The sequence below is a fragment of the Nocardia spongicola genome (genome assembly GCF_047200775.1).
Lineage (GTDB): Bacteria > Actinomycetota > Actinomycetes > Mycobacteriales > Mycobacteriaceae > Nocardia.
Genome location: NZ_JBJZOO010000007.1, coordinates 103,455 through 116,675, shown reverse-complemented (window position 1 = coordinate 116,675; position 13,221 = coordinate 103,455). Strand labels below are relative to the sequence as shown.

Sequence of the window (13,221 nt, the reverse complement as noted above, 5' to 3'; positions counted from 1 at the left end):
ATCAGGCTCCTTTTCCTGGGTGGGTGCGGCGGCCGTAGCGCCGTTCGAATTTCTCCACGCGGCCCGCTTTGTCGAGCACTCGGTGGGCACCGGTCCAGAACGGGTGCGAATCCGAGGTGACGTCGACAACGATCAGTGGGTAGGTGTTGCCGTCGGTCCAGGTCGCGGTGCGATCGCTGGTCGCGGTGGAGCGGGTGCGGAAACGCTTACCGGTACTGGAGTCTTCGACGAGTATCGGGTGGTAGTCGGGGTGGATGCCGGGTTTCACGACAGGTGTTCTCCTTCTCGTGCGGGGGATGCTTGGGGTGATTCGGTGGCGTCACACGGGTCGTCGTGCCACTCGCCGAAGGGGTCGGCGAAGTTCGGCCATGAATCCGGTTGTTGTAGTTCGTGGTCGGTGATCAGTGCCCATCGCAGGGCACGCTCGATCTCGTCGGGATCGGCGTGATGGACCAGCACCATCAGCGAGGAGTGCCGGTCACCGAAGCTCGGGTGCCAGTTCAGTGCGGCCAGCGCGCGTCGCTGCGGATCTTCGGCTTCCTGTTGGTCCTTGGGCATCGCGGCCAACCACAGCCCGGCGGGACCGATGCGCAGTCCGCCGCCGGCCGATTCGAGCCACAGCACATGCCGGGGCCGGGTGGCCAGCCACACCCGGCCCCTGGCGGTGACGACGCCGTCCAGCAGTGTGTCGATGGCCTCGTGCAATCGTTCGGGATGGAATGGCCGTTGTGCGGTGAACTCGACCAGGCGGACACCGGTGTCGACGTCCAGTGGCGGCGCGCCTGCCAGTAGCGGGGCATGTGGATCGAATCCGCGGTCGGCGCGTTGCTCGGGTAGCGCCGCGAGGATGGCGCCCACATCGGGGCCGTCGGTATCGGGGCGATCGGTTGTCCAGTACCGCGCTGCAGTCGGGGCGAGGCGTCGCAGGACCGCGGTCAGTACGGTGGCGTCCAGTGGGTCGGGGTTACCGAACAGCACCACGGCGTCGGCGTGCTGCACCCGCGCGACCGCGACTTGGGCCACAGTGCGGTCGTCGTCGCCACCGAGTCGTTCGGCCATGGTGTCATCGCCGGTCGCGTCCGCGAGCCAGGTGGTGGCGTCCACTGCGGCGAGTACGGCGGTGACTCGCACGTCGTGTCCGGCCGGTGCGTCGACGCGGCCGGATATGCCGGTGACCACCACGTGGTCGATGGCTTCGCAGATCTCGGCTGGTTCGTGCGCCGGGTCGAGCAGGAGCACGATGCGGGTCACCGATGTGCGATCGGACAGTGTGCGCAGCAAGGGGAGCAGATCCTTGCGTAGCGTGCACGACACACAGCCGTGTGCCAGCTCCACCAGGGTCAGTTGCTCACGGTCGGTCGTAGTCAGTGTTCGGGTGACCACTCCCTCGCGTAACAGGCTCAGATTGTGCTCTACCAGCACAGTTCCTGGCTCGAGCAGTGCATAGCCGAGGCGGTGAACGTCTACGGAAGAACCGGCCACCATGATCACGGGCGTCCTGGTGTCCACCTCACTCCTTTCGGTAATCGTTTTCAATAACTGTCGATCGAGCGTACAGTTCCGAAGGACAGTTGTCGAAAATGGTTTTCAACAGAGAGGGGAGTGTCATGTCGGCGCACTGCCAGGTGACCGGGCGTATGCCCGGATTCGGCAAGACGGTCTCGCATTCGCATCGCCGCACGAGTCGGCGCTGGGATCCCAATATCCAGCGCAAGACCTACTTCGCGCCCAGCCTCGGTCGCCGGGTCACACTGAATGTGTCGGCCAAGGGCATCAAGGTGATCGACCGTGACGGCATCGATGCCGTCGTCGCCCGGATGTGGGCACGGGGGGAGCGGATCTGATGGCGTCCAAGAGCACTGAACTGCGGCCGGTGGTCAAGCTGCGCTCCACTGCGGGTACCGGATACACCTACGTCACCCGCAAGAATCGGCGCAACGACCCGGACCGGCTGGTATTGCGCAAGTACGACCCGATCGTGCGTCGCCACGTCGACTTCCGAGAGGACCGCTGATGGCGAAGAAATCGAAGATCGTCAAGAACGAGCAGCGACGCTTGGTCGTGGCCCGTTACGCGCAGCGGCGCGCCGAATTGCGCTCGCTCGCACGAGATATCACCGCGACGCCGGAGGTACGGGCGCAGGCCCAGCTGGCCCTGCAGCGACTGCCGCGTGACGCGAGCCCGACCCGGCTGCGCAACCGCGACGTCATCGACGGCCGCCCACGCGGGCATCTGCGCAAGTTCGGACTGTCACGAGTTCGCCTGCGCGAGAAGGCGCATCGCGGTGAACTGCCCGGTGTCAGCAAGTCCAGTTGGTGAGAACATCCGCGAAAGGTCGCTGTCGCATGTGGCGATGAGGTGAACGCACCGACGGGACCGGCCCGGCCGTAGGCGAATTCGGAGCGATGCTATCGCGGTACCACTCGGCACCGGATGGATGAGCTCGAGTCCGCCGCGACGTGCGGACGCCTTCGGTCGAGGTTCGGCTCGGTTCGAAGCGCCTGCGGAGGGCGCGTCGTTGGCTGGTGTGCGGCACTGATGGGCTGACCTGCTCGATCGTTCCGCCTAGTGGAGAGCAGGCCCCGGTGAAACAGGAACCTATCGAGAGCATCCCGTGCGGACGCTGGTAGGAAACCTTGGTCCTTCAGGCCGAGGAGGACGTCAATCGTCCGGATGAGCGGGTTGCCGTCGAAGTACGTACGGTAGGAATAGTTCGGGCCGGAGACGTTCATCGCTGTCGTCGTAGGCATGGCCTGCATCTCGTTGCCCTACACCGGCACCGTGACTCGTGACATCACCTGTGCGGCGAACCCCGACTCTCGGTTGGCCACGGCATTCATCGGTCCGGTGACGTGGCGGACTGTTCAGGCTGCGAGTTCCGTGGGCGTCCCTTGGCGGCGTCGGCGACTACCAACAGGATGATCCCGCAGGCGGTGACGGTCAGCAGGGCCGGGAGGGCGGCGGTCAGGAAGTCCTCGGTGGGAGCGGCGGCGACGGCGCTGCCCGCGAGCGCGATGCCGAGCGCAGTGCCGAGTTGGCGTGCGGTGGAGGCGGTTCCGCTCGCGACTCCGGCGCGGTGCGGGGGCAGCCCGCCGACTGCGGTATCGGTGATGGGCGCGTTGGCGAATCCCACGCCCGCGCCGATGCAGAGGTAGGCGGCGACCAGCACGGGCAGCAGCGGACCGTTGCCGAGGCCGAGTAGCAGGACACCGCCGGCGGTGAGGCAGGCGCCGGCCAGCAGCAGCGGAGTGCGCGGCCCGATCCGGCCGACGAGGTAGCCCGACAGCGGTGCGCAGAGGGTCGCGGTGACGGCCATCGGTAGTGTTGCCGCGCCTGCGACGACGGGTGTCCAGCCGTGGACGTGTTGGAGGAACAGTGTGGTCGTCAGCAGCGTCACGCTGAAGGCGACGAAGACCGCGACCGCGCCCAGGATGGCGCCGGCGAAGCTGGGGATCAGGAACAGGCCGGGTTCGATCAACGGTTGGTCGACGCGCGACTCGACGCGTACGAACACGACGCCTAGCAGGATGAGGGCGGCATAGCCGCCGAGCACGATCGGCGCGGTCCAGCCAAGCCGTGGTCCCTCGATGAGCGTGGCCACCGTTATCCACAGCAGCGCGATGAGCAGCAGTTGGCCCGGCATATCGAGCCGGCGCGGGCGCGGTCCGCGCGATTCCGGCACCAGGGCACGGACCAGCACGAATGCGATCAGCACCACCGGGACATTGATCCAGAACACCGCCCGCCAGCCGAACAGCCCGATCAGCGCACCGCCGGTGACAGGGCCTACAGCCATGCTCAGCCCGAACATCGCACCCCATACGCCGATCGCCTGGGCCCGCTCCCGCGGGTCGGGCATCGCGTTGACCACGATCGCCAACGCGACCGGACTCAGCATCGACGCGCCGATCCCCTGCACGACGCGCGCGGCGACGAGGAATTCCGCCGTCGGCGCCATCGCGCAGGCCAGCGACGACAAGGCGAACACGACAAGTCCCGTCTGGAACACCCGCCGCCTGCCGAACCGATCCGCCACGGCTCCGGCGGTGACGAGCAGGCTCGCGAACGTCACGGTGTAGGCGTCGACGAGCCACGCCGTGCGCTGTTCCCCCACGCCGAGTCCGTGGCCGATCTCCGACAGCCCGACCGTCACGATCGTCGTGTCCAGACCCACGAGGAACAACGCCGACGCACAGATCGCCAGTACCGTCCACCGTCGGCGCGTACTCAGCGCGGGCGCCTCGATCGTCTCGGTCACCGGACACTCCTTTCTACAGCCCCGACGGTGCCGCCGGGCCTGTAGATGGTGTCCGCAGACCGGAGCGCGAGCCCAGCGGTTTTGCGGAATCTGCAAATATGGCGGTATGGATGCCGAGACCGAGACGACCCTCGACGCCATCGGTCCGCGACTGCGGGCGCTGCGTCAGGAACGCGGGCTGTCGCTGAGCACCGTCGCCGACCGCGCCGGCCTGTCGGTCAGCACCCTGTCCCGACTCGAGACCGGACGCCGCAAACCGAGCCTCGACCTGCTCATCCCATTGGCCAGGACTTTTCGGGTGTCACTGGACCGGCTGGTTGCCGCGCCCGCCACCGGCGACCCCCGCACGGACCTGCGCCCGCATCGCCATGCCAGCGGCGGAGTCGTCGTGCCGTTGACCGGATATCCCGGCCGCGTACAGGTGTTCAAGCACATCCTCGGCCCGCGTGCACCCCGCTTGGTGTCGCACGAGGGACACGCCTGGCTCTACGTACTGGCGGGCACGCTGCGGCTGCTCCTCAGCGATCGTGAGCACCTGCTCCGTCCCGGTGAGACCGCCGAGTTCGACCCCCGCACCCCGCATTGGTTCGGCCCGGCCGACGACGGCACGGTCGAGATCCTGCACCTGTTCGGACCGCACGGCGACAAGGCCGTCCCTCGTGTGACTCACTGATCACCGGGACTGTTCGAGCCGGGCCTGGTGAGGGTCATGGCGCGCAGCATCGGACGGTTCGGAAGGTGGAGGTCGCGTGGGGTGGAGTTCATTCAGGCCGAAGGGCGGCGCGGGCGGTCTTCTCGGTGAGGTCGGGGTGCAGCTCGAGGGGATTGACAGCTGTCGATCACGCAGTGGCGAAGGATGCTTATCGGCAAGGAGCCGGACAGAATGACAGGGCCGATCGACTATGTTCTCGAGCGATGCCGAAGTGGGTCGGTGGCGCGTTGTATCGGTGGGTGGTCTATACAGTTCTGTTGGTCTTCGTCGAGCAGAACAGGCAGGTATCGGTATCCGTGATCACCGGTGACATCAAGAACAAGGTCGACGCAGTCTGGGACGCGTTCTGGACTGGTGGCATCTCCAACCCCCTCGAGGTGATGGAGCAGATCACGTACCTGCTGTTCATCCGCCGACTGGACGACGAGCAGACCCGCGCGCTGGAGATGGCGAACCTGCTGGAGCAGCCGATCGAGGGCAACCCGTTCCCGGAAGGTGACGACCCGGAAGGTCGGCCGTACAACGACCTGCGATGGTCGGTGTTCCGGGACCGGCATGCCGACGAGATGTTCGACATCGTCGCGAACCGGGTGTTCCCGTTCATCAAGGAGATGCGCGGCGAGGACTCCACGTACGCGCACTTCATGAAGGACGCGCGGCTCACGATCCCGAATGCGGGCATGTTGCAGCGGGTGGTGGATCGCCTGGACAAGGTGCCGATGGAGAACCGCGATACGAAGGGCGACATCTACGAGTACCTGCTCGCGAAGATCGCGTCCGCCGGCCAGAACGGCCAGTTCCGCACCCCGCGGCACATCATCGAGCTGATGGTGCATATGACGGCCCCGAAGCCGGGCGACACCATCGTCGACCCGGCGTCCGGGACGTGTGGCTTCCTGGTGGGTGCGTCTGAGTACATGCGTGTGAACCACGCGGACGCGATCAACTCGGGTGCAGGCAAGCGGCAGTACCACCACGAGATGTTCCACGGCTTCGACTTCGACAACACGATGCTTCGAATCGGTTCGATGAACATGCTGTTGCATGGTATCGAGCAGCCCGACATCCGCTACCGGGATTCCCTCGCGGAGGCGAACACCGGTGACGCCGAAGCATATTCACTGATCCTCGCGAACCCGCCGTTCGCCGGCTCGTTGGACTACGAGAACACCGCGAAGGATCTGCAGCAGATCGCGAAGACGAAGAAGACGGAGCTGCTGTTCCTGGCGCTGTTCCTGCGACTGCTCAAGCCCGGTGGCCGTGCGGCGGTGATCGTGCCGGACGGGGTGCTGTTCGGCTCGTCGAAGGCGCACAAGGAGCTTCGGCGGATTCTGGTGGAGGAGCAGAAGCTCGATGCGGTGGTGAAGCTGCCGTCGGGTGTGTTCAAGCCGTACGCCGGTGTGTCAACGGCGATCCTGTTCTTCACCAAGACCAATTCGGGTGGCACCGACAACGTGTGGTTCTACGACGTGCAGTCCGACGGCTGGTCCCTGGACGACAAACGCAATCCGCTGCTGGACGGGGACAAGCTCGGTGCCCTCTCGAAGCTGTCGGAGGACGAGCACGCGAAGAACAACCTGCCGGATGCGTTGCGACGCTGGGCTGAACGCGACGGGACAGAGCTCGAACGGGCACGGACTGCACAGAGCTTCTGCGTACCGAAAGACGATATTGCCGCCCAAGGATATGACCTGTCGTTGAACCGGTACAAAGAGATCGTGCACGAGGAGGTCGAGCACCGGTCGCCGACCGAGATCCTCGACGAGTTGGATCGGCTCGAAAAGGAAATCGCCGATGGCATGGCACAGCTGCGGGAGATGCTTGCTGGCGGTGCAGCGTGAGTGGGTGGCCGACAGCTTCTCTCGGTGAAGTAGTTGACGTGCGTATCGGTCCGTTCGGCTCGCTGCTGCACAAGGAGGATTACACGGAGAATGGTGTACCCCTCGTCAATCCGATGCACATCGATGGTGGGTCGATCGTTGCCGATCGCAGGCATTCGGTCAAGGAAGAGAAGGCCGCCGAGCTCGCCGGGTACCGGATGATGCCAGGGGACGTTGTGCTGGGACGGCGAGGCGAGATGGGTAGATGCGCGGTCGTCCAGCCTGCAGAGGCGGGGTTTCTGTGCGGTACCGGCTCTCTGTTCCTCAGGCCTGACAAGTGTATGAGTCCGGAATTCCTGGCCAAGTTGATGTCGAGTCCCGACATGGTGAGACGCCTCGAACGTGAGTCCCTCGGCACAACGATGCCGAACCTGAATCGGACGATAGTGTCGAACATTCAGATCATGTTGCCGCCGATCGAGGAGCAGCGACGGATCGCGGCGATCCTCGACCACGCCGACGCCCTCCGCGCCAAGCGCCGAGAAGCCCTCGCCCGCCTCGACGAGCTGACCCAGTCGATCTTCATCGACATGTTCGGGGCGGGACTGCCGACGCTCTCCGACAGGTGTGATCTGGGCGAAAAGCTATCGTTCCTGACGAGTGGATCTCGTGGTTGGGCAAAGCACTACGCCGATGAAGGTCAACTGTTCCTCCGCATCCAGAACGTCGGATACGACGAGCTGCGACTTGATGACGTTGCCTACGTGCAACCGCCCGAAACTACCGAGGCGAAGCGGACGAAGGTTCAAGCGGGCGACGTCTTGTTGAGTATTACTGCTGACCTGGGGCGAACCGCGGTCGTGGACAGCGCCACTGCTGGTGGCTATATCAACCAGCATCTCGCAATTCTTCGGACTGACCAGTATCACCCGGCATACCTGTCAAAGTACCTTTCCAGCTCCGCCGGTCAGAATCAGATCTCGGCCAAGAGTCGTGGGGGGACCAAAGCGGGCTTGAACTTCGATGATGTTCGCAGTCTTCAGGTTCCGTGTCCTCCGATCGCGGTTCAGTGCGAGTACGCACGGCGAGCAGAAACGATTGGCGGGATGAAATCCCGTCACCGTGCCGCCCTCACCGAACTCGACGACCTCTTCGCGTCCCTGCAGTCCCGCGCGTTCCGAGGCGAGCTGTGACCGCACCAGTGTCGGCGATGCCGGTGTGGTCCGGCTTCCTCACCCCGGTGTTGGAAGTGCTTACCGATGGCAAGATCTGGCGCAAGCGGGACCTCCACACGGCGGTGGAGGACCATGTCGGGCTGACAGCCGAACAGCGGGCCGAGGTGCTGCCATCGGGGCAGCAGCGCGCTGACAACCGGATCGGGTGGGCGCTCAGCGGGCTGTACCGCGCGAAGCTGGTGGACAAGCCGGCCCGCGCGACATTCGTCATCACCGACGCGGGTCGTGCGCTACTCGAGGCCCATCCAGGCGGGATCACCGAGAAGACCCTGAAAGCACTACCCGAATACCGCGACTACACCCCGTTGCGTTCGAACTCGTCGAACGTCGCGCCGGCAATCAGCGCCGTGGACACAGACGAAGACGTCGACCCGCTCGAGCAGATCGAGCACGGCGTCGAACGACTCCACTCCGAGGTCGCGGCAGATCTGCTCGCGCGGCTGCGCGGTCAGGACCCTGCGTTCCTGGAACAGTCGGTGCTCGACGTGCTCGTCGCCATGGGCTACGGAGGCACCGAAGGTCGGGCCGCTCGCATCGGTGGCTCCGGCGACGGCGGCGTCGACGGTGTTATCGACCAGGATCCGCTCGGCCTCGAACGCATCTACGTGCAGGCCAAACGCTACGCAGCGGAGAACACTGTCGGCCGTCCGGAGATCCAGGCGTTCGTCGGTGCATTACACGGTGTCGGCGCAGCCCGCGGCGTCTTCATCACCACCAGCGCGTTCACGTCGGGTGCCCGCGAGTACGCTCACAGCATCAGCACCCGCATCATCCTCATCGACGGCAGGCGCCTCGCCGAGCTGATGATCCGCTACGGCGTCGCCGTCCAGACGCGACAAACCTTCACGATCGTCGAGGTCGACGAGGACTACTTCGAGTGACCCAAGGATTCCCATGAGCACACTCCAGCCCTCCGCCAGCGCTGAGAACTACAGCAGGACTCGTTCTTCGACCCCGCCGTCGACCTCATCGCCGACTACCTCGTCGACGCCTTCGACGACCCCGCCGCCGGGGAGGTGGTCCAGTGGACGCTGAGTGCGCTACCCGCCACGAACAGGACCGCTGAACATGAGCGTCTGTTCACGCTGAACATCGGGCCGATGGAAGTGCTGTACGTCGAGCGATTCCTGGAGGGCAACGACATTGTGGACTACCGCATCGCGATGTATGTGTCGGAGTCCGCGCTCACCGGGGAGACCTCACGCACCCTTGATCAGTTGAGAAACACGTTTCCGCTGTTGAATTTCCACCGCACCGATATGGCCTCGGCGGGCGGCGACGGGATCGTCGTCGACTGGTTCCGCTCCGACGAAAGCGCCGACGAACGGTTCTTCGGCCTGCCTCTCGCCGTAGCGATCCGCCGCCTCGCGGAGCTCCTTGTCATCAAGGGGCGTGGACCGTACGCGCAGTATCACAACCGCGCCTTCGCGGCTGATGTCCTCGGGCGCATCGGCGGCGCCTGAAAATCAGCATCTACCGATTCTTGTCGTAGGGTCGCACCGATATTCGAATATATTCTCGAACGGCGGTATCGGCAGGTCTGAACGACGGGATCGCACCGGCAAACTCCGCGGGCTTTCCCGACGGTGCGAATCTGTCGGACCCTGCCCGTAATGTTCTTTGGCTCCGGCAAAGTTCGGACGCCTGTGCCAAGATCGAGCACGGAACGACACGTCACTGCGCACGGCGCACACGAGTTCGGAGAGGACTACGGGGATATGGTGGGGAACTTCGACTTCCTGCAGGCCGAATGGCCGCAACTGCACGCCGAGGCCAAGAATGCGGAGCGTGACGCGCTGTTCGACCCACGCACCACCTGTTTTTACGCACGCCGCGCCGTCGAACACACCGTCAAGTGGATATACCGCACCCAGAACCTGCCCGAGCCGTACAAGTCGGACCTCGCGGCCCGAATCCACGAAGGCAGGTTCGTCGGTATCGTCGGCCACGGGCTCGTCACGAAGATGGACTTCATCCGCCGACTCGCCAACACAGCCGTCCACGACGTCAATCCGGTGTCCAAGGACGTCGGCAAGAAGGCGCTCGCCGAGCTGTTCCACATCCTGTCGTGGCTGGCCCGCACCTACGCGACGCAGCCGTCGAGCAAGCCGTCGCCGCAGCAGCAGTTCGACCCCGACCGTCTACCCAAGCCCGGTGGTGGTGCCGTCGTCGCGAAGACCGTCGCGCAGCTCGGCAAGCTCGAAGCGGAGCTGGCCGCCAAGGACGCGCAACTCGAGAAGTCAGAGGCGGAGAAGCAGGACCTCATCGCGCAGCTGAAGGCTCGCGACGAGGCCGCCGAGACGGCGGAACTCGAGAAGGCCAGCTACGAACAACTGATCGCGGAGTTGCGCGCCCAGATCCATGTCGCGCAACAAGCGAGCGCCGCAGCGCCCGACACGCACGACTATGACGAGGCGCAGACCCGCCGCGACCTCATCGACCTCATGCTCCACGAATCCGGCTGGGCGATCGACCAGAAGCGGAACCGTGAGTACCCCGTCGCCGGAATGCCCGACGGCAAGAACGGATTCGTCGACTACGTGCTGTGGGGCGCGGACGGTCTGCCGCTGGCCGTCGTCGAGGCGAAGAAGACGTCCGTCGATCCGATCGCCGGTCAACAGCAGGCCAAGCTGTACGCCGACTGTCTAGAGCAGAAGTTCGGCAGGCGGCCGGTCATCTACTACAGCAATGGATTCGAACACCATTTCTGGGACGACCTGCGCTACCCGCCGCGGGAGGTCGCCGGTTTCCACACCCGTGACGAACTCGAACTCCTCGTCACCCGCCGGACGACGATGAAGCCACTCGGTGAGATCCCCATCCCCAGGGAGATTGCCGGCCGGCCGTACCAGGAGGAGGCGATCCGCGCTGTCACCGAGCGGTTCGAGATCGAGAATCAGCGTGCCGCGCTCCTCGTCATGGCCACCGGGGCCGGCAAGACCCGCACTGTCGTCGCGCTCGCCGACATGCTGATGCGCGCCAACTGGGTCAAGCGGGTGCTGTTCCTCGCCGACCGCAAGGCCCTCGTCAAGCAGGCCGTCGGCGCGTTCAAGACACATCTGCCCGACTCGTCGCCGGTGAACCTGTTGACCGACAAGAACACCGAGGGGCGAGTCTACGTCTCCACGTACCCGACGATGATGGGCCTTATCGACGAAACAGACGGCTTTACAAGGAAATTCGGCCCCGGATACTTCGACCTCATTGTGATCGATGAGGCACACCGGTCGGTGTACCAGAAGTACCGGCACATCTTCCGATACTTCGACTCGCTGCTCCTCGGGCTCACAGCCACGCCGAAGGACGAGGTGGACTACAACACCTACCAGCTGTTCCACCTCGAAACCGGTATCCCGACGAACGACTATTCGCTCGACCAGGCTATCGCCGACAAGTATCTCGTCCCGCCGCGCGCGGTGAGCGTGCCGCTGACTTTCCCGGTGCAGGGAATCCGCTACGCCGACCTCACCGATGAGGAGAAAAAGCGGTACGAGTCCATCGACTGGGGCGACGACGTCCCAGACGACGAGATCCCCGACGTCGTCCAGGCCGAGGCCGTCAACAAGTGGCTGTTCAACATCGACACCGTCGATAAGGTCCTCGAAACCCTGATGACCCATGGGCATCGAGTCGCCGGAGGTGACCGGCTCGGCAAGACCATCGTCTTCGCGAAGAACGAGCTGCACGCCCAGTTCATCGCCGAACGGTTCGACGTGAGCTACCCAGAGTTCAAGGGCTCGTTCGCACGCGTCATCACCCACTCGGTCAACTACAGCCAGGACCTCATCGACAAGTTCTCCCAGCCCGACCAGGAACCGCACCTCGCGATCTCCGTCGACATGCTCGACACCGGCATCGACGTCCCCGAGGTCGTGAACCTCGTGTTCTTCAAGCCGGTGCGGTCGAAGTCGAAGTTCTGGCAGATGGTCGGTCGTGGGACTCGGCTACGCCCTGATCTGTACGGGCCCGGCCAGGACAAGACCGACTTCTTCATCTTCGACGTCTGCGGCAACTTCGACTACTTCGAACAGCACCCCGACGCCTCGGAAGGGGCACTCGCACCGTCGCTCTCGCAACGGCTGTTCACCACCCGAACCGAATTGCTCGCAGCCCTCGACCGATCCGGCGCCTCGCAGGCGTTGCGCCACGACACCGCAGACCTGCTGCACGGACAGGTCGCGGGCATGCGACTGGACAACTTCATCGTCCGCACGCGGCGCCGTGCGGTGGAGAAGTACGCCGACCGCGCCGCCTGGGAGTCCGTCATCGAACAGCAGGTCGCCGAGATCATCGAGAACCTGGCCGACCTGCCCACCACCGTCCGCGACACCGACGAGATGGCGAAACGATTCGACCTCGTCGTCCTGCGCGGACAGCTCGCCGTCGTCGTCGCCGACGGCACCCTGTCGCGGCACGCCGACACCGTCCGTGGCGTTGCGGACGGGCTCCTCGACGAGGGACTCGCCATCCCGAAGGTGAAGGCCAAAGAGGAACTGCTGCGGGAGGTGGCGAGCGACGAGTGGTGGGAGGACGTCACCGTCGAGATGCTCGAACACGCTCGGCGTGAGCTCCGTTCCATCGTCGGGCTGCTCGACAAGAAGAAGCGCGTCGTCGTCTACACCGACTTCACCGATACCCTCGGCGAGGTCGTCGAACGGGACATGCCGGAGATGCGGTCCGGTACCGACGTCGAGCGGTACACCGCGAAGGTGCGTGACTATCTGCGCCGCCAGCCCGACAACCTGGCGCTTCAGAAGCTGCGTTCGGGCAAGTCGTTGACACCGGCCGATCTGGAATCACTCGAGGAACTGCTGGCCCGTAGTGGTGCCGGCGAACCCGACGATATGGAACGCGCCGTCGCCAACGCCCACGGACTCGGACGTTTCATCCGCTCTCTCGTCGGCCTCGATCAGCAGGCCGTGCAGGAAGCGTTCGCGGAGTTCCTCGGCGAACGCACCGCCACCGCCAGCCAGATCGACTTCATCAACCTCGTCATCGGTCACCTCACCCGGCACGGCGAGATGGACCCGAAACTACTGTTCGAGGCGCCGTTCACCGACGCGGCGCCGCAGGGGCCGACACAACTGTTTGCCCCCGAGCAGACGAAACGGCTCGTCGGCGTCATCCGGTCGATCAACGACTCGGTGGCCACGACCGCCTGACCCCGGACACTGCCTCGACAGCCCGATCGGCCGC

General features: G+C 64.9%; 12 protein-coding genes. 9 read left to right on the top strand and 3 right to left on the bottom strand.

Annotation, left to right across the window (positions count from 1 at the left end; genetic code table 11):
* Position 1: 1 nt before the first annotated feature.
* Both ACL02S_RS15590 and mrf read right to left on the bottom strand, forming a co-directional pair.
* Positions 2–268 (bottom strand): type B 50S ribosomal protein L31, encoded by a 267-nt coding sequence (locus ACL02S_RS15590; protein WP_412803135.1) that lies wholly within the window; start codon positions 266–268, stop codon positions 2–4.
* Complete coding sequence (mrf, locus tag ACL02S_RS15585) at positions 265–1,509, bottom strand: ribosome hibernation factor-recruiting GTPase MRF (RefSeq protein WP_412803134.1); 1,245 nt, start codon at positions 1,507–1,509, stop codon at positions 265–267. Before mrf ends, ACL02S_RS15590 begins: the two co-directional genes overlap by 4 nt.
* 98 nt (positions 1,510–1,607) lie before the next feature.
* Here mrf and rpmB point away from each other — a divergent pair, with 98 nt between their 5' ends.
* From rpmB to rpsN, 3 genes are read left to right on the top strand one after another with little or no spacing between them, the layout of a single operon-like run.
* Positions 1,608–1,844 (top strand): 50S ribosomal protein L28, encoded by a 237-nt coding sequence (gene rpmB, locus ACL02S_RS15580; RefSeq protein WP_412803234.1) that lies wholly within the window; start codon positions 1,608–1,610, stop codon positions 1,842–1,844.
* Complete coding sequence (gene rpmG / locus ACL02S_RS15575; RefSeq protein ID WP_412803133.1) at positions 1,844–2,014, top strand: 50S ribosomal protein L33; 171 nt, start codon at positions 1,844–1,846, stop codon at positions 2,012–2,014. The genes rpmB and rpmG overlap by 1 nt, the downstream gene beginning before the upstream one ends.
* Entirely contained in the window at positions 2,014–2,319 is a 306-nt protein-coding gene (gene rpsN, locus ACL02S_RS15570) for a 30S ribosomal protein S14 (protein WP_412803132.1), read from the top strand. The genes rpmG and rpsN overlap by 1 nt, the downstream gene beginning before the upstream one ends.
* A gap of 517 nt (positions 2,320–2,836) precedes the next feature.
* On the opposite strand, the gene ACL02S_RS15565 is transcribed toward rpsN, so the two are convergent.
* Positions 2,837–4,258, bottom strand: a complete 1,422-nt coding sequence (locus tag ACL02S_RS15565; RefSeq protein WP_412803131.1) for an MFS transporter — start codon at positions 4,256–4,258, stop codon at positions 2,837–2,839.
* A 106-nt stretch (positions 4,259–4,364) separates the two neighbouring features.
* Here ACL02S_RS15565 and ACL02S_RS15560 point away from each other — a divergent pair, with 106 nt between their 5' ends.
* From ACL02S_RS15560 to ACL02S_RS15535, 6 genes are all read left to right on the top strand, one after another.
* On the top strand, positions 4,365–4,931 hold the full coding sequence (locus tag ACL02S_RS15560; RefSeq protein ID WP_412803130.1) for a helix-turn-helix domain-containing protein: 567 nt from the start codon (positions 4,365–4,367) through the stop codon (positions 4,929–4,931).
* A 335-nt stretch (positions 4,932–5,266) separates the two neighbouring features.
* Entirely contained in the window at positions 5,267–6,811 is a 1,545-nt protein-coding gene (locus tag ACL02S_RS15555; protein ID WP_412803129.1) for a type I restriction-modification system subunit M, read from the top strand.
* On the top strand, positions 6,808–7,983 hold the full coding sequence (locus tag ACL02S_RS15550) for a restriction endonuclease subunit S (protein WP_412803128.1): 1,176 nt from the start codon (positions 6,808–6,810) through the stop codon (positions 7,981–7,983). The genes ACL02S_RS15555 and ACL02S_RS15550 overlap by 4 nt, the downstream gene beginning before the upstream one ends.
* A complete protein-coding gene (locus ACL02S_RS15545) occupies positions 7,980–8,906 on the top strand; it encodes a restriction endonuclease (protein WP_503129062.1) in 927 nt (308 codons plus the stop codon). The genes ACL02S_RS15550 and ACL02S_RS15545 overlap by 4 nt, the downstream gene beginning before the upstream one ends.
* Before the next feature lie 219 nt (positions 8,907–9,125).
* The gene (locus ACL02S_RS15540) at positions 9,126–9,488 is read left to right on the top strand and encodes a hypothetical protein (protein ID WP_412803127.1); all 363 of its coding nucleotides are present in this window, start codon (positions 9,126–9,128) and stop codon (positions 9,486–9,488) included.
* Positions 9,489–9,743: 255 nt separating this feature from the next.
* Positions 9,744–13,187: a DEAD/DEAH box helicase family protein gene (locus tag ACL02S_RS15535; protein WP_412803126.1), complete on the top strand. Its 3,444-nt coding sequence runs from the start codon at positions 9,744–9,746 to the stop codon at positions 13,185–13,187.
* Positions 13,188–13,221: the final 34 nt, after the last annotated feature.